The sequence below is a fragment of the Bacillus sp. H1a genome (genome assembly GCF_000633475.1).
GTDB lineage: Bacteria > Bacillota > Bacilli > Bacillales > Bacillaceae_G > Bacillus_A > Bacillus_A paramycoides.
The window spans coordinates 50,315-69,446 of record NZ_AYMH01000039.1 but is presented as its reverse complement, the minus strand read 5'-3'; the positions used below and the strand labels follow the sequence as shown (position 1 = coordinate 69,446).

Annotated in this window: 22 protein-coding genes and 1 pseudogene; 13 read left to right on the top strand and 10 right to left on the bottom strand. The window is 36.5% G+C overall.

Annotated features, from left to right (window positions below; all coding sequences use genetic code 11):
* Window positions 1-348: 348 nt before the first annotated feature.
* The 3 genes from U860_RS0117670 to yunB all read left to right on the top strand — a co-directional run bounded on the left by U860_RS0117670 (window position 349) and on the right by yunB (window position 2,919).
* A complete protein-coding gene (locus U860_RS0117670) occupies window positions 349-1,764 on the top strand; it encodes a bifunctional UDP-sugar hydrolase/5'-nucleotidase (RefSeq protein ID WP_345840342.1) in 1,416 nt (471 codons plus the stop codon).
* A 65-nt stretch (window positions 1,765-1,829) separates the two neighbouring features.
* Complete coding sequence (locus tag U860_RS0117665; protein WP_002015926.1) at window positions 1,830-2,132, top strand: DUF1805 domain-containing protein; 303 nt, start codon at window positions 1,830-1,832, stop codon at window positions 2,130-2,132.
* A gap of 55 nt (window positions 2,133-2,187) precedes the next feature.
* Window positions 2,188-2,919 (top strand): sporulation protein YunB, encoded by a 732-nt coding sequence (gene yunB, locus U860_RS0117660; protein ID WP_025149598.1) that lies wholly within the window; start codon window positions 2,188-2,190, stop codon window positions 2,917-2,919.
* 46 nt (window positions 2,920-2,965) lie between these two features.
* Here yunB and U860_RS0117655 read toward each other — a convergent pair whose 3' ends face one another.
* Window positions 2,966-3,949 carry a M23 family metallopeptidase gene (locus tag U860_RS0117655; protein ID WP_025149597.1) on the bottom strand — a complete coding sequence of 328 codons (984 nt, stop codon included), beginning with the start codon at window positions 3,947-3,949 and terminating at the stop codon, window positions 2,966-2,968.
* 189 nt (window positions 3,950-4,138) lie between these two features.
* Here U860_RS0117655 and lipA point away from each other — a divergent pair, with 189 nt between their 5' ends.
* Entirely contained in the window at window positions 4,139-5,035 is an 897-nt protein-coding gene (gene lipA / locus U860_RS0117650) for a lipoyl synthase (RefSeq protein WP_025149596.1), read from the top strand.
* A gap of 19 nt (window positions 5,036-5,054) precedes the next feature.
* Here lipA and U860_RS0117645 read toward each other — a convergent pair whose 3' ends face one another.
* Window positions 5,055-5,534, bottom strand: a complete 480-nt coding sequence (locus U860_RS0117645; RefSeq protein ID WP_025149595.1) for a YbaK/EbsC family protein — start codon at window positions 5,532-5,534, stop codon at window positions 5,055-5,057.
* A gap of 74 nt (window positions 5,535-5,608) precedes the next feature.
* Window positions 5,609-6,163: a histidine phosphatase family protein gene (locus tag U860_RS0117640; RefSeq protein WP_025149594.1), complete on the bottom strand. Its 555-nt coding sequence runs from the start codon at window positions 6,161-6,163 to the stop codon at window positions 5,609-5,611.
* Window positions 6,164-6,301: 138 nt separating this feature from the next.
* Here U860_RS0117640 and U860_RS0117635 point away from each other — a divergent pair, with 138 nt between their 5' ends.
* On the top strand, window positions 6,302-6,745 hold the full coding sequence (locus tag U860_RS0117635) for a hypothetical protein (protein WP_025149593.1): 444 nt from the start codon (window positions 6,302-6,304) through the stop codon (window positions 6,743-6,745).
* A 24-nt stretch (window positions 6,746-6,769) separates the two neighbouring features.
* Here the strand turns inward: U860_RS0117635 and U860_RS0117630 are convergent, their stop codons facing one another.
* Window positions 6,770-7,585 carry a YhfC family intramembrane metalloprotease gene (locus U860_RS0117630; protein ID WP_025149592.1) on the bottom strand — a complete coding sequence of 272 codons (816 nt, stop codon included), beginning with the start codon at window positions 7,583-7,585 and terminating at the stop codon, window positions 6,770-6,772.
* Window positions 7,586-7,693: 108 nt separating this feature from the next.
* Here U860_RS0117630 and U860_RS0117625 point away from each other — a divergent pair, with 108 nt between their 5' ends.
* Window positions 7,694-8,428 (top strand): MerR family transcriptional regulator, encoded by a 735-nt coding sequence (locus tag U860_RS0117625; protein WP_002174052.1) that lies wholly within the window; start codon window positions 7,694-7,696, stop codon window positions 8,426-8,428.
* Window positions 8,429-8,507: 79 nt separating this feature from the next.
* On the opposite strand, the gene U860_RS0117620 is transcribed toward U860_RS0117625, so the two are convergent.
* Window positions 8,508-9,086: a YhcN/YlaJ family sporulation lipoprotein gene (locus U860_RS0117620; protein WP_025149591.1), complete on the bottom strand. Its 579-nt coding sequence runs from the start codon at window positions 9,084-9,086 to the stop codon at window positions 8,508-8,510.
* A gap of 118 nt (window positions 9,087-9,204) precedes the next feature.
* On the opposite strand from U860_RS0117620, the gene U860_RS0117615 reads away from it, so the two are divergent.
* The gene (locus tag U860_RS0117615; RefSeq protein ID WP_002174050.1) at window positions 9,205-9,507 is read left to right on the top strand and encodes a YutD family protein; all 303 of its coding nucleotides are present in this window, start codon (window positions 9,205-9,207) and stop codon (window positions 9,505-9,507) included.
* A gap of 29 nt (window positions 9,508-9,536) precedes the next feature.
* Here U860_RS0117615 and U860_RS33630 read toward each other — a convergent pair.
* The 4 genes and pseudogenes from U860_RS33630 to glpX form a co-directional block, all read right to left on the bottom strand.
* Window positions 9,537-9,665 (bottom strand): annotated as a pseudogene (locus U860_RS33630) (GNAT family N-acetyltransferase); the annotation flags it as partial.
* Between the two features lie 28 nt (window positions 9,666-9,693).
* On the bottom strand, window positions 9,694-10,191 hold the full coding sequence (locus U860_RS0117610; RefSeq protein WP_025149590.1) for a hypothetical protein: 498 nt from the start codon (window positions 10,189-10,191) through the stop codon (window positions 9,694-9,696).
* Between the two features lie 382 nt (window positions 10,192-10,573).
* Window positions 10,574-10,840 (bottom strand): DUF3055 domain-containing protein, encoded by a 267-nt coding sequence (locus tag U860_RS0117605; RefSeq protein ID WP_000392608.1) that lies wholly within the window; start codon window positions 10,838-10,840, stop codon window positions 10,574-10,576.
* Window positions 10,841-10,855: 15 nt separating this feature from the next.
* Window positions 10,856-11,827: a class II fructose-bisphosphatase gene (gene glpX, locus U860_RS0117600; protein ID WP_000439096.1), complete on the bottom strand. Its 972-nt coding sequence runs from the start codon at window positions 11,825-11,827 to the stop codon at window positions 10,856-10,858.
* A 147-nt stretch (window positions 11,828-11,974) separates the two neighbouring features.
* Here glpX and U860_RS0117595 point away from each other — a divergent pair, with 147 nt between their 5' ends.
* From U860_RS0117595 to U860_RS0117580, 4 genes are all read left to right on the top strand, one after another.
* Window positions 11,975-12,415, top strand: a complete 441-nt coding sequence (locus U860_RS0117595; RefSeq protein ID WP_025149589.1) for a DUF86 domain-containing protein — start codon at window positions 11,975-11,977, stop codon at window positions 12,413-12,415.
* A 78-nt stretch (window positions 12,416-12,493) separates the two neighbouring features.
* Window positions 12,494-13,126 carry an ArsR family transcriptional regulator gene (locus U860_RS0117590; protein WP_025149588.1) on the top strand — a complete coding sequence of 211 codons (633 nt, stop codon included), beginning with the start codon at window positions 12,494-12,496 and terminating at the stop codon, window positions 13,124-13,126.
* A 109-nt stretch (window positions 13,127-13,235) separates the two neighbouring features.
* Window positions 13,236-14,000, top strand: a complete 765-nt coding sequence (locus U860_RS0117585) for a TIGR01457 family HAD-type hydrolase (RefSeq protein WP_002174045.1) — start codon at window positions 13,236-13,238, stop codon at window positions 13,998-14,000.
* 114 nt (window positions 14,001-14,114) lie between these two features.
* Window positions 14,115-14,645, top strand: a complete 531-nt coding sequence (locus U860_RS0117580; RefSeq protein ID WP_025149587.1) for a hypothetical protein — start codon at window positions 14,115-14,117, stop codon at window positions 14,643-14,645.
* A 32-nt stretch (window positions 14,646-14,677) separates the two neighbouring features.
* On the opposite strand, the gene U860_RS0117575 is transcribed toward U860_RS0117580, so the two are convergent.
* Window positions 14,678-15,259 carry an NAD(P)H-dependent oxidoreductase gene (locus tag U860_RS0117575; protein ID WP_025149586.1) on the bottom strand — a complete coding sequence of 194 codons (582 nt, stop codon included), beginning with the start codon at window positions 15,257-15,259 and terminating at the stop codon, window positions 14,678-14,680.
* A gap of 204 nt (window positions 15,260-15,463) precedes the next feature.
* On the opposite strand from U860_RS0117575, the gene U860_RS0117570 reads away from it, so the two are divergent.
* Both U860_RS0117570 and U860_RS0117565 read left to right on the top strand, forming a co-directional pair.
* A complete protein-coding gene (locus U860_RS0117570; protein WP_025149585.1) occupies window positions 15,464-16,252 on the top strand; it encodes an ABC transporter ATP-binding protein in 789 nt (262 codons plus the stop codon).
* Window positions 16,236-18,809 carry an FtsX-like permease family protein gene (locus U860_RS0117565; RefSeq protein ID WP_025149584.1) on the top strand — a complete coding sequence of 858 codons (2,574 nt, stop codon included), beginning with the start codon at window positions 16,236-16,238 and terminating at the stop codon, window positions 18,807-18,809. The genes U860_RS0117570 and U860_RS0117565 overlap by 17 nt, the downstream gene beginning before the upstream one ends.
* Window positions 18,810-19,132: the final 323 nt, after the last annotated feature.

Sequence of the window (19,132 nt, the reverse complement as noted above, 5' to 3'; positions counted from 1 at the left end):
CTTGCTCGTTTCGTTTTTAGATATTGCAATCATGCTGAATATGAGGCCGAGAATAATGAGTGGGACGCTAATAAATAGAAATAGATTAGGTAAGAAAAGTACTGAAGCGATAAATAAAAGGCCTCCTGCTAATGAGGACCATAGTGAGAGAAAGCTATATCGATTAATAGAGAACACCTCCTTATGTAGATAATAATGTAAAATTTTTCATGTTGAAAGGGGAATCTTTTGCTTTTTCTTATAATGCGAGTACAATGTAAAATAGCAAGAAAAGACGAAAAGTATTTACAGGATTATTGCGCGCGTGTAGCGTAAATGGCAGTAAGGAACTGAGAGGAGGTTTTTTCTCTGAATATAAATAAAGAAACAATCATCCACCTATATCATACAAACGATATACATAGTCATTTTGAAAATTGGCCGCAAATTTCTCGGTTTGTACTAGGGGAGAAAAAGCGCAGACAGGAAGCAGGAGAGACTGTTTTAACTGTGGATATTGGCGATCATGTGGATCGTTTTCATAGTATTTCGGAAGCGACAAATGGGCTCGGGAATACGAAGTTATTAAATGAGGCGTTATATGATTATGTAACGATTGGAAATAATGAAGGAATTACATTGGCGAAAGAGCATTTGAATCGTCTATATGATGATGCTGGGTTTGAGGTGCTTGTAGCGAATCTATTTGAAAAAGAGGGAGTACGTCCGGCCTGGGCAAAGCCTTATAAATTACATACAACGACAGATGGAGTTACGATTGCCTTTATCGGATTAACGGTAGCTTATCCAGAGTTTTATCATATGTTAGACTGGCATATTGAAGATCCAATCATCCATTTAGAATCTATTTTAGAAGAAGTTAAGGATACGGCTCATATTACTGTTGTGCTTTCTCATCTTGGAAAAAGTATGGATGAGTATATGGCGGAGCATTATGATATAGATGTTATTTTAGGTGCACATACGCACCATTTATTTGAGCGTGGTGTTCTTGTAAACGATACTTTGCTTTGCTGTTGTGAAAAATGGGGACATTACGTCGGTCACGTTCAGCTTACTGTGGATAAAGAGACGAAGGTGCTCCTAAAAAAAGACGGTAGAGCGATTAAGACAGAACGGTTAGGTGCTTATAGCGAGCCGTTATCCACAATTGAAATGCTGCAGGAAGAAAGCAAACATATAATGGCTGAGCCTGTCGTTCATTTAAAAGAATCATTACCGGTTGATTGGTTTAAAGAGACGACATTTTCTCATATGTTGGCAAGTGCGCTTAAAGAGTGGTGTGATGCGGATATTGGAATGGTGAACGCTGGTGTACTACTTGAGGGATTAAATGAAGGTGTTGTGACGCGCGGGGACATTCATCGAATTTGTCCACATCCAATTAATCCATGTCTATTAAAAGTACCGGGGAAAACGTTAAGAGAAGTTATTTTGAAAGCTCGTAGGCCGAATATGGAGAACCTTGAAGTGAAAGGATTCGGATTCCGAGGAAAAGTAATGGGGAAAATGATTTACGATGGTTTAGAAGTGATTCCAGATACAATTTCAGGGAATAAAATTTTACTAGAAGATGTATTGATTAACGATGAGTCGCTGGAATTAGAACGTATATATACGGTAGGAACGATTGATATGTTTACATTCGGATACTTATACCCAGAGCTATCCACACTTTCTGACAAACAATATTATATGCCAGAATTACTTAGAGATGTGTTAACAAATATGTTGATAACTTATACATCTTCAGTCAAACTATAGGCTAGTTAACTTGTAACACTCATTTTTCTCTTGTCATACAGATAAGAAAGAGAGGAGTGTGAACTATGGTTAATGTAGAGCCAATTATAATTGATAACTATACGTTCATTGCTGTTAGCGTAAAGCTTCCAAAGACAAATTTGCTAGCTGTAATGAGCGATAAAGGATATATTATGTGCGGTGCTTTAGATGTAGGCCTTTTAAATGAGAAGTTAGGAGATCGAGGAATTATCGCTGGCCGTGCAGTCGGTGTAAGAACGATCGAACAACTTCTTGAAGCACCGCTGGAATCAGTAACGACTGGAGCAGAAGCTTTAGGTATTCCAGTAGGAACGATCGGAAAAGATGCACTATTAAAAATGAGATAAGCATATATCGTCCCTCTTTCTTGCATAGAGATAGTATAAGAAGGAGGGTTTTCTTATGCGTAAATTTCGTTCGAACAATTCGCGGTTTCGAAGGGAGCCGATTTCCTTTCGGTATATACTGCTTATTTCGTTTATTATTTTTATAGTAATGGTCGTACAAGGATTATGGATTGTGAATAAAAGTATCCAGCCAACATTAATTAAGTATGGAGAAACAGAGACACATAAAATGGCAACAGCAGTCATGACGAAGGCGGTAAAAGACCGAATTAATGAAGGATTTGATGTGGATACGTTAATGAAAGTACAAAATGATAAGAACGGAAAAGTATCTACCATTGATTTAAATACAAAACAAGTAAATGAAATATTAACATCGACTACTGCATACATAGAGAAATATTTACAACAAGTAGAAAAAGGGGATATGAAAGCACTTGGTATCTCTGAAGAGAATGGGATATCTATGTCAGTTCCTTTTGGTCGTATAACCGATAATGCGCTTCTTGGTAATATAGGACCAGATATTCCGATTAAATTTACGCCAATTGGTCATGTGAATACGGATATTAAACAGCTAGTTGAGCCGCAAGGAATTAATAATACAGCGATCAAAATTATTATGGAAGTGGAAGTGACGTTGCAAGTTATGATTCCGTTACACACGAAAGAAATTACGGTGAAGCAAAACATTCCGATTGCAACGCGCATCGTTCAAGGTGAGGTGCCTACTTATTATGGAAGTGGCGGAGTTGTTGTACCAGATAAAAAGAAAACGGATAGTTAGTATATCTTTAATGAATATAAAAAATAACCGTAGCAATGCGCTACGGTTATCGTTTTGTATTCGCACGTTCTTTTCGTTCCCAAAGGCTCAAATGCATGTATGGATCGAAAGCCCACTCTGTATAGCCGTTGTCCTTATACATTCCGAAATGTAAGTGTGGTGGGAACTTTCCAGCTGTACCAGGAGGACCGTAGCCGGTGCTACCAACAAATCCGATTACTTTTCCTGGTTCGATAATTTGTCCGAGCTGTATTTCTTTTGAGAATCCGCCTAAATGAGCGTAATAATGGTAATTATTATGAAGGTCACGAATACCAATGCGCCATCCACCAAGACGATTCCATCCTTTTGTTTCAATAATGCCATAGCAAGTTGATCTTACTGGTACGCCGTATCTAGCAAAAATATCGGTTCCTTCATGAATCCGCCTTCCGCCAAAGCTTCTTCCAGCACCAAAAGTACTACGGTAGCTATGGTCACTGCGAATAGGGAGAGGGAAAGCATTTCCTTCTAAGTTAATACGTCCATAGTGTCTATAAATGCGGGCGTATTCTGTAATTAATTCAACGGTTTTTGCACGTCTATAATATTCCCAAAGCATAATTTTAATACGGTCTTCTGACGTTCCTTGTTTCTTTAAAATAGTTGCTGCCGTATGCAGAAGATCACGGTCGTTATTTGCATTTGCAAACCCATCTTTGTCACCATCTAAACCTATTCCACCAAATAGAGAAATCGCATGGGGGAGAGTATCGTTACTATTAACAGGTCCAGCCCATAGTTCAGGTTTGAAATAAAGGGAAATGATGGCATCTGGTTTTTTCGGAATATCCTTTCTTACGCTCCGTATATTTCTTTCGTATTGATCCATTGCAGCTAAGTAATACCACGGAATGCCTGAAGATTGCTCGGTTTCTTTATATAGTGCCATGCGCTTTTCATATATGCTTTGCTGATTATCTTCACCGTAAGCGATGTTTTGGTGGAGAAGAAAGCAAATTGAAAGCAAAAGAGAAATTTTTCGAAGCATGAAATAGACTCCTTTCACAACATCACTCTTTTTAGTGTGGGATATACGGAGTATTTCATTATAGGGAACGATTGGAAAAAATCTTAGAATCTTCATTTGAGCAAATCGCTTTCATACGTTAGAATAGATATGTTACATTGAAAGAAGCGAACACGGTAAACTATTTCATATTGTGCGGAGTTGATAACCATGACAAAACAAACAGAATATAAGCGCAAGCCCGAATGGTTGAAAATTAAGTTAAACACGAATGAAAACTATACAGGCTTAAAGAAAATGATGCGTTCTAAGAATCTTCATACGGTTTGTGAAGAGGCGAAATGTCCGAATATTCATGAATGCTGGGCTGTAAGGAAAACAGCAACATTTATGATTTTAGGTGCGGTTTGTACACGTGCTTGTCGTTTTTGTGCGGTTAAAACAGGCTTGCCAACTGAGCTTGATTTACAAGAACCAGAACGCGTAGCAGATTCTGTAGTACAAATGGGCTTAAAGCACGTTGTTATAACAGCGGTTGCACGTGATGATTTAAAAGATGGTGGAGCAGCTGTTTTCGCTGAAACAGTACGCGCTGTACGTCGTAAAAATCCATTCACGTCTATCGAAGTATTACCATCTGATATGGGTGGGGTAGAAGAAAACTTAAAAATGTTAATGGATGCAAAACCAGATATTTTGAACCATAACATTGAAACAGTACGTCGATTATCTGACCGAGTTCGCGCTAGAGCAAAATATGACCGTTCATTAGAGTTTTTACGTCGAGCAAAAGAAATGCAGCCTGATATTCCAACTAAATCGAGCATTATGGTGGGCTTAGGTGAAACAAGAGAAGATTTAATTGAAGCAATGGATGACTTACGTGCAAACAATGTGGATATTTTAACTCTTGGACAATACCTACAACCATCTAAGAAGCATTTACCAGTTATTAAATATTACCCACCAGCAGAATTTGCAGAGCTTAAAGAAATTGCGCTTAGCAAAGGATTTAGCCACTGTGAAGCTGGTCCACTTGTACGTTCTTCTTATCATGCGGACGAGCAAGTACGTTCTGCAAAAGAAAAAACAGCAGAAGCGAAATAATGAAAAAAGAGAGCTATTATTAGCTCTCTTTTTTCTTATAATCTAAAACTCTATTTTGACATGTTGATAAAATCTTTTTTAATTCCTCTGTGGATAATTCAATTGTAAATTCAGGTACACCAGGTGTGATTAAAATTTTATTGTAAGTATAAATTAAACTGTCCACAATAATCGTTACATCTTGTGAATAACCGAAAGGAGCTACACATCCTGGAGTGCAACCAGTCTCTTCTCTTAGCTCATCAGGAGAACAGAGAGATAAGCTCTCTCCTGTTATTTCTTTCATCTCTCCTCTGTTAAGCCGAGTTCCCTCTAACGTAAAAAATACGAAGTAATCTCCAGATTTTGATTTTAAAAATAAACTTTTACTTGGAGTACCTTGTAAACCAAGTCTTTCGCGCACGATACGATCTGTCTCATAATCGAGTACTGGCTCGTGTTCAAATTTTTCATAAGAAGCATTTGTTTTATGTAGTAAAGAAAGTACGTCTTCGTACATAGGAAATGATACCCCTCTCTATTGTTAGTACAGTCTCTTCTCGCGGCGTCAACTGAATGTTTTGGAAAGGGATATTACTTGGATGATTCGTTCCATAATCGCTTTATGATAGATTGTTCATCGATTGTAATTTCGTAAATATCAGGATTCGTTAAAGCTTTCCATTCACCAAAGCCAATAGTATGATCAAAGTGCTTTAAAATTAGTGTGAGTAAGTTGCCGTGTGTAACGAGTAATATTGTGTCATGCTCTAGTTTTAAAACTTCTTGGATAAGTGAGATAGCACGATCCATCGCTTGTTTTGTTGACTCTCCGCCCGAAAAGGCAATATCTATATCGGTAAAAGTGTATTCTAGTTTTTGAAGCCAATCATCCATTGAGACAGTACTTAATATACGCTCTGCTAACCGTTCATCTTTTTGAACGGGTAAATTAGCTTGGAGTGCATATGGCCGAATAGAATCGATAGCGCGGACAAAAGGGCTTGAAATAATGTAATCTATTTGTAGATGATTTTCTATGAGGAATTTAGCAAGGGTGTTTGATTGGTCTCTTCCTTCATTTGTTAATTCGGCATTACGCTCTTGTCCAGTTGCTGAACAATGTCGCATTACAATAATTTTCTTCATATTTCATCCCCATCTTTCAAGTTGACGATATATACTTCGACAAATGTGGAAAAAATTCCTTTTTTGTGTACAGAGAAGAGAATAGGGACCGGGGCATGTGGAAAAGTAATGTGGATAATGAAAATTTGGGGTGCTAGCATGAAAAAAATAATAATTATTGCATTCATTGCTTGTTTTCTCACGAAACTGTCCACAACATATGCACAATCAAATCAAAACTTAGAATACCCGAGCAATCAAAATAGATCATTTGTGAGTAAAGATTTGTTTTATGACCAGTTAGATAAGAAAATCTATAAGGAATACAAAAATGCAACATATAGTGTTCGTAAAAAAATCTTATTTAAAGAAGTACAAGATGCAGAATTTACCTTCCGAAAAAAAACAGATGTCGGCTGTCGCAGTAGAGTGGTGATTCGAGATTCGTTTGTTCATCCTGATCGCCAAGTGTACTTTTTTGCTTCCTTTTCTCAAGATGAAGTAGAGGAGTTTTATAAGTATATCGTTATAGATGCAGAAACAAAGAAGGAGCTTCTAGGCGGAAAAAGTTATCACCATTGCGATAATCCACATAAAAAATAAACCACCAATTTTGGTGGTTTATTTTTACTCTGAAGCACTCACTAACTTCTCTTTCATTTTGCGAATAAGAACGAAAGCGCCAATTGCGAAGAGAAGAGTAGCTCCTTCTGCGACAAAGATGTTAATTATTTTTGTTTGGTAAAGTGCTGCGAAAAAGTCCACAAGTGCGTGGAATAGTATAGCGTATACGAGGAAAATGTATTTCTTTTGTTTTACCGCGTATACGACAAGCATTGTGAAAGCAATTTGCAGAACGAGTGCCATAATTCTTTCTAAGCTACCGAATAAGTATAAGTAGGCAGGTTGCTGAATTAATATGTCCTGTAAACGGCTGAGCTCAGGCATTTTTTCAACCATTTGAGCGAAACTTCCGTTGTTAATGGAAGTAGCAAAGATTAATGTTTGTAGGGCAGAAAAGCCACCGACTAAAATTGATTCAATACCACCGTGACCAATTCCGTATGCAAGACCGTCTTTATACTCTCGATATTTTTTCAGTAAGTAGTAAAAGGCAACAAAGCGCCCTAATTCTTCAAAAATACCAGCAGTTAACCCACCGTAAATCGCAAAGATAAATGGGTTTTCTAAAACCGCAGCTGTTGCTGGATTTCCTCGCATAAATAGGTGGAATGGTGTTTCAAGAATTTGGGTAAATCCGATAAAGATAAGGACACCAACGCCAACTATTTTCCAATTAATATTATATTTCTTGCGGAAATAAACGAGTACAATAATTGGGATCAAAATCGAGAGAACGAGCTGAATGATGATACTGGCAATTACAGTATTTGAAACCATACTTTCACCGCTTTCTAATGTATGTACATATATATTATGCATGAAATGTAGGAGAATGTGGAGAGATGAATCTTTCAAAAGAATAATGAAGTTTTTATTGACTCTAACGTTGCGTCATACTATATCGTATGTATTAAGGGGGAGATACGCATGACAATGAGGGTAAAAGAAGTAGCTGATTTAGTTGGAATTAGTGTGCGCACACTGCATCATTACGATGAAATTGGGTTGTTAACCCCAGATGAGACAACAGAGTCTGGATATCGTCTGTATTCCGATGAAAATTTAGAAACGTTGCAGCAAATTTTATTTTTTAAAGAGCTTGGCTTCCCTTTGAAGAAGATTAAGGAAATTATCATGAGTCCTTCATTCGACCGTGAAGAGGCATTACAGCTTCATAAGAAAATGCTTCTTGAAAAGCGAGCTAGATTGGATAAGGTGATTGCGACGATTGATAAAACAATTAAGCATACAAAAGGAGAGATTGAGATGACGAATAAAGAGAAATTTGAAGGATTTGATTTTAGTCATAACCCATATGAGGAAGAAGCACGTGAACGATGGGGAGATACAGCTGTGGATAAAGCGAATGAGACTGCAAAAGGTATGTCTAAAGAGAAACAGGAAGAGTTTAATAATATTTATAGAGAGCTAGCGGCGCTTAGACACGGCGCACCTGATTCTAGAGAGGCCCAAGACGCAATTGGAGTATGGTACAATTACTTGCAAAACTTCGGTGAATATTCATTAGAAGCCTTTAAAGGATTAGGTCAAATGTATGTCGCTGATGAGCGCTTTACAAAAAATATTGATAAGTTTGGTGAAGGTTTAGCACAGTTTATGTGTGATGCGATGGAAGTTTATGCGGATCGTAATAAAAAATGAAATAATCGTTAATATAATTTCATTTAAATAGTTATTTGTTCAATGAATTCAAAAAAGGTGGAGGCTTTCTCCACCTTTTTTATTTTTTAATCATATTATTCAAAGTTTGATCCCCCGTATTGTTCAAATGAGGATTTTTGCTCATTTCCCGTTTTAGCATATCAAGACTTTGTTCATATTCTTTATCGTTTAAGCTACCTGATTGAAGGCCTTGAATTTGAGAAATCAACTTTTGGTTTGTTGATACATATGCTTTATAATAGCGAGGGACGATGGACAAAGCTGTTTTATATACTTGATCTGTTACGAGTGCTGGGTCAGTTGTGTTTGCGCGGTATACAACAAACACTTCATCATCGGTAACGAGTGTAGCCGCATTGGTGACGTCAGGAAGTTTGACTGTCATGCTTGTAATCATTTCAGCGACTTTCTCGCGGTTAATTGCTCCTACTTGTTTGTTAGATACTTCATGTTTTTGTTTAGAAGAATAACCGACTCTCGTTAATTTTGTATTTGTGTTTTCAGTATGATACATGTCGTTTTTGTTGGAAACGAGAACACGACTTCCTTCTTCACGCTCCATTTCGGCTTTATTAGTTGTTTGGCAGCCTGCAAATAAGGAAAGAGTGAGAAGAGAGAGTATAATTTGCTTTTTCACGATGTATCACCTCCTTCTCCATAGCATGCACTAATTTTCAATTTTTTGTATTTGAAATTGTTGGTTGTTATGCTTTGTGATACGATAAAAAGAAGAATGCTTAGAGAGGAAGTTAATGATGGAGCAAAAGCAAGAGATTCATGCTACGGTGAGCGTTAATAATGTTCAGTACGAAGTAATTAAAAACTTTCGTGACGGTTTTAGTGAAGAAGCATTTAAAGAGCGTTATGCAGAAATTTTAAATAAATATGATTATATCGTTGGAGATTGGGGTTATGAGCAACTTAGATTGCGTGGATTCTTTGATGATAGTAATCAACGTTCGACATATGATACGAAAATTAGTACTTTATCAGAGTATTTATATGAGTACTGTAACTTCGGTTGTGCACATTTTGTATTACGAAAAGTGAAGAAATAAAAAAATCCTCTTACGATTGTAAGAGGATTTTTTTCATAGCAGTTGTACCAATTATGAGGAGGCTGTTTACTTGCGAAATAAACAGCACCGCGGCAAATATAATTGTTTTTTTCGTATAGGCTTAATGAAACGGGATTACCTGTAAAGCAATCGTACCTTTTCTCACCTTTAACAAGAGAGTCCTCCTTACAAGCAAATTGAAATATAATCACCTTCAGAAAGGGCTTTCTTTGGCTTCATTTGTTGGCCATTTAATTGAATATGACCACGTTTAATTTTATCCACAATGATAGTACGGCTCCAATCTGAAATATATGTGGATAACACTTTATCAATTCGGTGGGAACCGAAAAGAATGTCTATTACGATTGTTATTTCGGCTATACCATTTTCTTTGTAGTGTGTAATGGAAATATTGTTGTTTGTTTCATGTTGTTCTTGCTCATTCATATCGACTGTTTCGACATGATCAGTAAATGATTTATAAATATGAAGTTTTTGATTCCACGTATGATTTTTCGGACACTTATAAATTGCAAACCGATATATATTCTTTCCGTTTGCATTATGTCTGCGAATATTCGTATCGGTAAAAAGGGTAGTACATCCGCAATTTTTACAATACTTTTCGATTATGCTTTGCTCGTTTTCATATAAACTCCAAGAAAGTTGTACTTTCTGCATTTTCCTTCACCTCTTATATTAGTTATATTAGTGGCAAAGGAACGTAATACAGCTATTTGGATGTCTTGTAGTATGAAGACATAAGAAGTAGACAAAAATAAAAGGAGATTCCCCCAAGAGGAACCTCCGTAAACGTCATACTACAGATGCGTCACGTTCCTTTGTAATGGGAATGGGCAGACTACTCCCTTGAAAAAGCACGGTGCTTTTTTGAGAGTAATGCTATCCAATTGCTGGTCCATTACAAAGTAAATGTTGGCATACGTAGATAACGTCCTTTCTATCCAAATAGATTTGCTCATAAGTATAACATGTAAGATTGAAAATTCAAAATTCAAAACATAAAAAAACACCAGCTAAACTAGCTGGTGTATAAGATAAATTATATAAGTTCAAATAAAAATGAGCGTAATTCTTCTGCAATTTCTTCAGACATAGAAAATGCGTGCTCTAAGTAGCCTGGTTCGTTTAAATCGTCAGGACCGATGATAGCAAATTTATTGCGCTGCATATCAAGGACAATCGTTTTACCGTAATGACGATCGGAGTATAAAAGCGCTAAATCATGACGCTCATTTTCCCCCATAAAGCTAACGAAACGAGTTTTTGTAGCGACTGTATCGTCGTACAGAAAGAAACGTTCTTCCATACACATGGCTCCTTTTTAAATATCTAAGTTTAAGTGAGGCTTATGGTCTAAATGGTGATGTGTTTTAATGAATCGTACGGTTCTTGTTTTGTAACGCATAACGATAGAATATGTTTCAGCTAAATCTCCACCTAGGAATTTCACGCCGTCTAATAATTCACCAGCAGATACACCTGTTGCTGAGAAGATTGCGTCATCACCAGATACTAAGTCATCTAACATAAGAAGTTGACGAGGATCTTCTAAGCCCATTTCACGGCAACGAGCTTCTTCTTCTTCGTTCATTGGAACTAAGCGAGCTTGCATTTCGCCTTCAAGGCATTTTAATGCAGCTGCAGATATAACGCCTTCTGGAGCGCCGCCAACACCTACGAATAAGTCGATACCTGTTCCAGGTAAAGCTGTTGCGATTGATGCACCAACATCTCCATCACCAAATAGTTTTACGCGTGCACCTTTTGCACGAACACGGTCAATAATATCTTGATGACGTTCACGTTCTTGGACGATAACCGTTAGGTCACGAATTTTTTTATTGTTTGCTTCTGCTACAATTTCAATTGTTTTTTCAATTGGATCATCTAAGCTAATTTTACCAGCTGCTTTTGGACCAACCGCGATTTTTTCCATGTACATATCAGGAGCATGAAGAAGGTTTCCTTTATCTGCGATTGCGATAACTGCCATTGCATTTGCAAGACCTTTTGCAACGATGTTTGTACCTTCTAATGGATCAACGGCGATATCTACTTCTGGACCGTTACCTGTTCCTAGTTCTTCACCAATATACAACATCGGTGCTTCATCAAGTTCTCCTTCACCGATTACAACTGTACCTGCCATGTTTACTGAATCGAACATATCACGCATAGCTGTAGTTGCTGCATCATCTGCTTCGTTTTTCTTTCCGCGGCCCATCCACTGTGCGGATGCTAAGGCTGCTGCTTCTGTTACACGGACAATTTCTAGTGCGAGTTCACGTTCCAAGGTTGCATTCCTCCAATTTCAAAAATCATACAAATATAACTATAACAAATAACGAGGAAAAGGTGAATTCGAAAAATTGTCGATTTTTTCAGAAGAAAGCGTTACAATTGAAATGTAAATGCTTTAATTTCCAGGTAGGTGACATTCATGTACTTTGTAGACAGAAAGAAAATTGAACAAATGCTAGTATGTTTAGAACAGGCAACAAATACATTTCAAGAGAAGAAGACATATGAAACCGAGTTTGAATTTTACGCATTAGAGCGCATGTCGCATCTTATTATTGATTGTATATTAGATGTAGGAAATGCGATGATTGATGGATTTATTATGCGAGATCCAGGAAGTTATGAAGATATTATTGATATTTTAATGGACGAGAGAGTCATAAGTGGAGAAGAGGGAAAAGACATTAAAGAGATTATTCTTCTTCGAAAAATGCTTATGCAAGATTATATTCAAATGAATCATGATGAATTATATAAGACGATTCAAAAACATATCGCAGTGGTAGAGAAATACCCAGCGAATATTCGCAGTTATTTAGAAAAGGAATTAGGACCTGTATCTGCATTTGTACCAGAATAATTGTGCTTATAAGATCCCCAAAATACCTTTTGGGGATCTTATATTGTATATGAGAAGGAAAAGGGAGAAGGGTGAAATATGGGAGAAGCACGTACTACGAAAGAAGAGATTATACAATTATTGAAGGTAAAGGGCGAGCATACTGTAGCAGACTTAGCTGAAGCTTTAGAGATTACTGAGATGGCGATCCGTCGACATTTAAGTAAACTGGAGAAAGATGAGCTAATCTATTCAAAGATGGTAAGACAGCATGTTGGACGACCAACATATTTGTATGGATTAAGTCAAAAGGGAGAAGATACATTCCCGAAAGAGTATAAGCAATTTGCTATTGATATGCTAGAAGATTTAGCTCGAATGGGCGATGAAAAAATACTTCGATACGTTTTACAAGCGAGAGGGAAACGAATGGAAGAACAGTTGCAAAAGAAGATAAGTAATCAAAGTCATTTAGCGTATAAAGTACAAGAAATAGCTGCTATACAAGAGCGAAACGGTTATATGGTTCAAATAAAGAGAGATGGGGAGCATTCTTTCATACTTGAAAAGCAAAACTGTCCGTTAAAGGAAATAGCAGAGAGATTCCCGCAAGTGTGTGAAGATGAAAAAGATATGTATAAGCGGTTATTTGCAGGTGCAAATGTGAAAACGTTAGCAAATATGTGTGAAGGCGATTGTAATTGCTCGTACCAAATAAAAGAGAAAAAATGAACGTTATGGGACGCTTTAAGGTAAAGCGTTTTTTTCTTTTGAAAAAGGGGTTAATATAAGAGTGGTATGAGAGATGTAGAACTCTAGCATAGAAGGAGAGACTTAATAGATGTATAAAGGCTATTTAATTGACTTAGACGGTACGATGTATCGCGGGGAAGAACAAATTGAAGAAGCGAGCGACTTCGTAAAAGCGTTAGGAGAACGCGGCATTCCGTATTTATTTGTTACAAATAATTCAACTCGCAAACCAGAACAAGTTGCAGAAAAGCTTGTTCGTTTCGATATTCCAGCGAAAGCGGAGCAAGTATTCACAACGAGTATGGCTACAGCGAACTTTATTTATGAGCGCAAACAAGATGCAACTGTATATATGATTGGTGAAGAGGGCTTACATGATGCACTTGTGGAAAAAGGATTTAAACTTGTGGATGAAAATCCTGATTTCGTCGTTGTTGGATTAGATCGCGATATCACATATGAAAAATTAGCGAAAGCATGCCTTGCAGTGCGTAACGGTGCAACGTTTATTTCAACAAATGGGGACATTGCTATTCCGACTGAGCGCGGATTATTACCAGGTAACGGTTCATTAACATCTGTTGTAGCAGTATCAACAGGTGTGGATCCAATCTTTATTGGAAAACCAGAATCAATCATTATGGAACAAGCGTTAAAAGTGCTTGGTGTAGGAAAAGAAGAAGCATTAATGGTTGGGGATAACTACGATACAGATATTTTAGCGGGGATAAATGCTGGTATGCATACCCTTATTGTCCACACTGGAGTAACAACTGTGGAGAAGTTAACAGAATATGAAGTACAACCGACGCAAGTTGTGCATAACTTGACGGAGTGGATTGAGAAGATGTAATGACATGCAGGTAACCGGAAGAGGTTACCTGTTTTTTTATGCACAATTGCATATGTACTATAGGGATATAAAATGTAAGATTTATATGTAATGATGTAAAGGGGGGAAATAAGAGTGTACTGGATGTCATGTATTATGTTTATTTTTACATTATGTGTTTTATTCTTTGTTCTATGGAAGATATATAAAATAAATGGTATGAAAAAAAGTGCTGGAAAACTTATTGCAACATATCCTCGGGTGAAACGACGTTGGATTGCGTCACTTGGACCAGCGTATTTCATCGGACAATGTATGTATACGTATGCTCAATACGTAAGTGGTGATATTGGTACAGCTGATCAGTTTCTCGTTCAGTCAGGTAGTTATGCTGTAGCGAGTTGTTTTATGACTTTATTAGCCATCCATCTTATTAAAAATGTACAAATATATGAAAAAGGTGTAATAGACGGATTAAACTTTTATTCATATGAAGAATTAAAAGGGTATAAAACATCTACATGGGAAAATCCAAAAGAAAATATATTTTTATATCGCGGGCAAGAAAAAATGAATGATAATGTGAATTTACTTATTAGACAGGAAGATATGAATGAATTAGAAAGTATTCTTCAAAGATATATTCCGAAATTGATGATGAAATAAAAACTCCGGTTGTTATAACCGGAGTTTTTTTATTAAAACGCACGATTCACTACGTCTTTAACTTCTTCAAGATATTGTTTACGCACACTGTCATCCACAGAAGGAACGCTTGTATAGAATGTATGCTCAAGTGTTTCAATTCCTGTAAATTCAAAAATACCAACATCAGTTGTTTTCTTCATTGCGTCAAACATACCGCCTGCTGTGTATGCTTCTTTCGTATTTCCCATTGTAGATAATAATAATCCTTTTTTACCGCTTAATAATTTTTCAATGCCACTTTCGCCGTAAGCATAAGCGAAACCGTGGCTAAATACACGATCAACGTATCCTTTTAAAATAGCAGGAAGTCCTGCCCACCAAACTGGATAAATAAATGTAATGCTATCAGCCCAAGAGATATGCTCTTGCTCTTCTTTAATATCTTCTGGTGTGTTTCCTTGAGAAAATGAGATGAAATCGGAAGCTCCTAATACAGGATTGAAGTTTAATTCGTATAAATCACGAACACATACTTCATGGCCTTTACTTTCTAATTCGCTCTTTACAGTTTCTAAAATAGCATGGTTGAAGCTTTCTGGATTCGGATGTGCATAAACGATTACATGTTTCATTTTTCTTCCTCCTATTTGTGGATATGTGAATAGTTATATTTAACATACTCGTGTAACTATTATGATTACTTCATTTGCAAGAGTCAATTTTTCTGACGTGATAAATAAATGTTGATATATGACAAAAAAATACAAAATAGTAGGGATTTTGCATTCTTAATAGAATATATAGATTGGTAAATAGAAAGAGAAGGGGATAACTGGATGAATATTATTGAAATTGAAAGGTTAGAAAAATCGTTTGATATTGGCGATAGTAGAGTAAAGATATTAAAAGGTATCAATCTTCAAATTCAAAAAGGAGATTTTGTTTGTATTATGGGGGCAAGTGGGTCGGGGAAAACGACCTTACTTCAGTTGTTGGGTGGATTAGATATTCCAACAGTAGGTAGTATACGAGTAGATGGTACGGAGATTTCAGCATTAAAAGAAAAAGCGCTCGCTTTATTTAGAAGGCATAAAATCGGTTTTATTTTTCAACAGTTTAATTTAATCCCAGTGTTTAGTGCGGAGGAAAATGTAGGATTACCGTTACTGTTGGATAATGTTTCACAAAAGAAGGCGACGGTGACAGCAAATCGCTTATTAGATCTTGTTGGATTGAAGGGAAAAGAAAAGCATTTACCAGCACAGTTATCAGGTGGGCAACAGCAAAGGGTTGCAATCGCGAGGGCTTTTGCGAATGAGCCAGCTATTATATTAGCGGATGAACCAACAGGAGCATTAGATTCAGAAAATAGCAAAAATATAATTTCGGCCCTTCGTAACGCATGCGATGAGTTAGGACAAACAGCTGTCATTGTAACGCATGATCCATTCGTAGCAGCCCATGCAGATAAAGTTATTTTCTTACTAGATGGTGAGGTAATTCATGAACATGCAGAGAGTAAAGGATGGAAATTCCGTAATATTCAGCAGCAAGTTACTCAAATTCAAGAAATTATGAATCGTCACTTTAAAGTAGGAGGTAAAGGTGATGCGATGGGTAATTAAGTATGCGGTAAAATCGATGAAACAAAATTGGTTACGAAATATGTTGATTGCCCTTGGTGCAGCTTTAGGGGTTATGTTAGCGACTATGTTATTACTAGGTAATCAATCGGTCGAGCAAAGTGTGAAGGAACAAGTAGTAAGTCGTTATGGAGATTATAATTTGCAATTTGGATATATAAAAAATGATATGTATTTAAATAATGAAAGTTTAAAAGGGATAGATGGCCTAGAGAATGCTGAAAAAATATCAAAAGTACTTATACCGTATCCTTTGGCCAATTATAAAGAGTTATCGGGAAAACCATCTTATTGGGGTGTTGAGCAAGATTCTCCAGATATGCATTCTTATAAAATAGCAGAAGGACGATATCCGAAAGAAGGTGCTGAAGTAGCGCTGACAAGAGGATATACAGACCGTGAAAATATACGTGTAGGAGATATGATTAAACTTCCATTTCCGCCAAATGGAGAAAAGACTGTTAAAGTTGTTGGGATTTTGAATCCACCGTTAATGTCGGCAATGGGACATAGTGCTTATTTTCCAATTCATTGGCTTCAAAAGGAATTAAATCTACAAAATCAATTCAATCTCGTTCAAGTTAAAACAGCGGATATAGATGTAAAAAGAGCAATTGCTCTTGAGGTAAATAAGAAGATTGAAAATATAAAGGTAGATCAACGTACATATGTAGATAAGGCGTTTGAACGACTAAATGTGATGGAGCCATTGATTTTTAGTTTAGGTGGTATTGCCTTATTTGTTGTAGCACTTTTAATAATGGGAAGCTTTTTCTTATCTGTAAGAAGTCGATTTAAGCAGTGGGCGTTATTGCGTGCGCTTGGTAGTAATCCAAATCAAATCATATTGGTCGTTTTATTAGAGGCTTTATGCATTGGAGCAATTGGATCTCTGGTAGGTATTATTCTTGGGGTGAGTACGCACACAATTGCGGCATCTTTCATTAATAAGTGGGTGAATGTCGAGAGCACAGGGCAAGAATCTTTCTCTATTTCGGGTGAGATTTTACTCATTACGTTTTTATTGGGAGTTATTATGTCTGTCATAGGAGCAATTATACCAGCTTTTATGGTCAGAAAGATTCCTCCAGTTCAAGCACTTCGACCAGGCCTTCCTAGTAATGGACAGAAAGAGAAAAGATGGAGTGCTTTTAGTTGTAGCATTTTGATAATTGGTACTGTCATAGGGTTAGCCGGTAACGTATTAGAGCGGTATATCGGTTTTAATCCAAGTGCGATAGGAGCACTTTTATTTGCAATTGGTTTGTTATTTGCAATTCCATTATTTATTCGTATGATAGCGCCAGTTATTGCGAAGCCTTTGCAAATGATATTTCGAATTGAAACGACGATTAGTAGTCGAAATGTAATTCGTTATCGTAATAAGGCAGCTGTTTCAGTTGCTATACTAGCATTTGGTTTTATGTTAGCACTTGTTGGAACGATGTATGTAAACTCTATGTATGAAGGCACGAAGAAAGGGTTACAAAAGCATTTACCAGCTGATTTAGTAATACGTGTACCGATGGAATCGCAAGGAATTGAAACTTTACCGTTTAGTTGGATGGAGAAGGTTAAAAAAGTTGACGGTGTAGAAGCGAGTGTAGGAAATGCTACTGACTTCACAGCAAAACTTGTAAATTATGATTTTAAAAAAGCTAATCAAGAATGGTATGAACATGTGAAAAAAAATAATCTTAATTATGATTCAATGGAAGTTGTAGGTAATGATATTGTAGAGTATCAGAAAGTAACAAAGGCAAAAGTGATTTCAGGACAAAATTTAAATACGCCATTACAAGATGGTGAAGGAGTCGTGACGAAAGAAACGGCTAAAAATTTAGGTCTTCAGTTGCATGATACGATTGAAGTACAAGGGAAGGGAAAAGACAAACAAACGATTAAAGTCGTTTCGATTATTGAGCAAGGGTTAAGGTTAAGAGGATCAGATATTTTTGTAAATGAACAATGGGCCCGTGATAAGTTTCACGTACAAGGGTATGAAGCGATTCAAATTATGACAAATTCTAATCAATCATTTGAAAAGATTAAGAAGCAATTAAAACAAATTACAAATAACAAAGATAACGTAGAGGTTATTAATAGTTATGATTTATTGAAAGAGCAGGAGCAGTTATTATCGCAAATGGTAATGTTAATTCGTTTATTAGTTGCGATCATTTTTATTATTTCAGGTATAGGGCTAATGAATGCGATTGTTGCTAGTTTACATGAAAGACGTGCTGAAATTAGTATGATTCGTGCAGTAGGGGCTATTCCAAAGCAAATGAGACGGATTGTTTTATTAGAAGGTACACTGCTTGGAGCGATAGCTGGTTGTATCGGGGTTTTAGGTGGAATTTTGTTTAGTTATATTGTGCTATCAAGTCTAGAGCTAACGGTTATTATCATTCCGTATAATCAAGTTTTAATATTGGCTCTAGCTAGTATTATACTCGGAGCAGGAGCAGCAATTATTGCTTCATTACAATTAAGAAGGTTTAAATTGAGTGATACTTTAAAGGAATTATCAGCATAAAAAACTTTTATATCCCACTCATACAAAGAACAAAGAAGACGAATAAAATGATGATAATACCGATACCAAAGTTGAATACAAGTGTAGTGTCCATATATGTAACCTCCTTGTTTGAAAGTAAAAAGCACTCTGGCTGGAGTGCTTTTTATTATCCGAATCGTAACAACTGACTTCAAAACCTATATAGAGGGATTAATTTGTTTAAAGAGTCATATTACTGTATGCATTTATTTTAATGAATGAGCAAGTCCTGTTAAGAAAGAAATAGTGAAATATAGAAAAAAAGACACTCTTTCGAGTGTCTTTTTCGATGACATAATGTG

Excerpts from the sequence above, each read along its gene's own strand:
- U860_RS0117665 (WP_002015926.1), top strand. The coding sequence starts at position 1,830 with ATGGTTAATGTAGAGCCAATTATAATTGATAACTATACGTTCATTGCT.
- yunB (WP_025149598.1), top strand. The coding sequence starts at position 2,188 with ATGCGTAAATTTCGTTCGAACAATTCGCGGTTTCGAAGGGAGCCGATT.
- U860_RS0117655 (WP_025149597.1), bottom strand. The coding sequence starts at position 3,949 with ATGCTTCGAAAAATTTCTCTTTTGCTTTCAATTTGCTTTCTTCTCCAC.
- lipA (WP_025149596.1), top strand. The coding sequence starts at position 4,139 with ATGACAAAACAAACAGAATATAAGCGCAAGCCCGAATGGTTGAAAATT.
- U860_RS0117645 (WP_025149595.1), bottom strand. The coding sequence starts at position 5,534 with ATGTACGAAGACGTACTTTCTTTACTACATAAAACAAATGCTTCTTAT.
- U860_RS0117640 (WP_025149594.1), bottom strand. The coding sequence starts at position 6,163 with ATGAAGAAAATTATTGTAATGCGACATTGTTCAGCAACTGGACAAGAG.
- U860_RS0117635 (WP_025149593.1), top strand. The coding sequence starts at position 6,302 with ATGAAAAAAATAATAATTATTGCATTCATTGCTTGTTTTCTCACGAAA.
- U860_RS0117630 (WP_025149592.1), bottom strand. The coding sequence starts at position 7,585 with ATGCATAATATATATGTACATACATTAGAAAGCGGTGAAAGTATGGTT.
- U860_RS0117625 (WP_002174052.1), top strand. The coding sequence starts at position 7,694 with ATGACAATGAGGGTAAAAGAAGTAGCTGATTTAGTTGGAATTAGTGTG.
- U860_RS0117615 (WP_002174050.1), top strand. The coding sequence starts at position 9,205 with ATGGAGCAAAAGCAAGAGATTCATGCTACGGTGAGCGTTAATAATGTT.
- U860_RS0117610 (WP_025149590.1), bottom strand. The coding sequence starts at position 10,191 with ATGCAGAAAGTACAACTTTCTTGGAGTTTATATGAAAACGAGCAAAGC.
- U860_RS0117605 (WP_000392608.1), bottom strand. The coding sequence starts at position 10,840 with ATGGAAGAACGTTTCTTTCTGTACGACGATACAGTCGCTACAAAAACT.
- U860_RS0117595 (WP_025149589.1), top strand. The coding sequence starts at position 11,975 with ATGTACTTTGTAGACAGAAAGAAAATTGAACAAATGCTAGTATGTTTA.
- U860_RS0117590 (WP_025149588.1), top strand. The coding sequence starts at position 12,494 with ATGGGAGAAGCACGTACTACGAAAGAAGAGATTATACAATTATTGAAG.
- U860_RS0117585 (WP_002174045.1), top strand. The coding sequence starts at position 13,236 with ATGTATAAAGGCTATTTAATTGACTTAGACGGTACGATGTATCGCGGG.
- U860_RS0117575 (WP_025149586.1), bottom strand. The coding sequence starts at position 15,259 with ATGAAACATGTAATCGTTTATGCACATCCGAATCCAGAAAGCTTCAAC.
- U860_RS0117570 (WP_025149585.1), top strand. The coding sequence starts at position 15,464 with ATGAATATTATTGAAATTGAAAGGTTAGAAAAATCGTTTGATATTGGC.
- U860_RS0117565 (WP_025149584.1), top strand. The coding sequence starts at position 16,236 with ATGCGATGGGTAATTAAGTATGCGGTAAAATCGATGAAACAAAATTGG.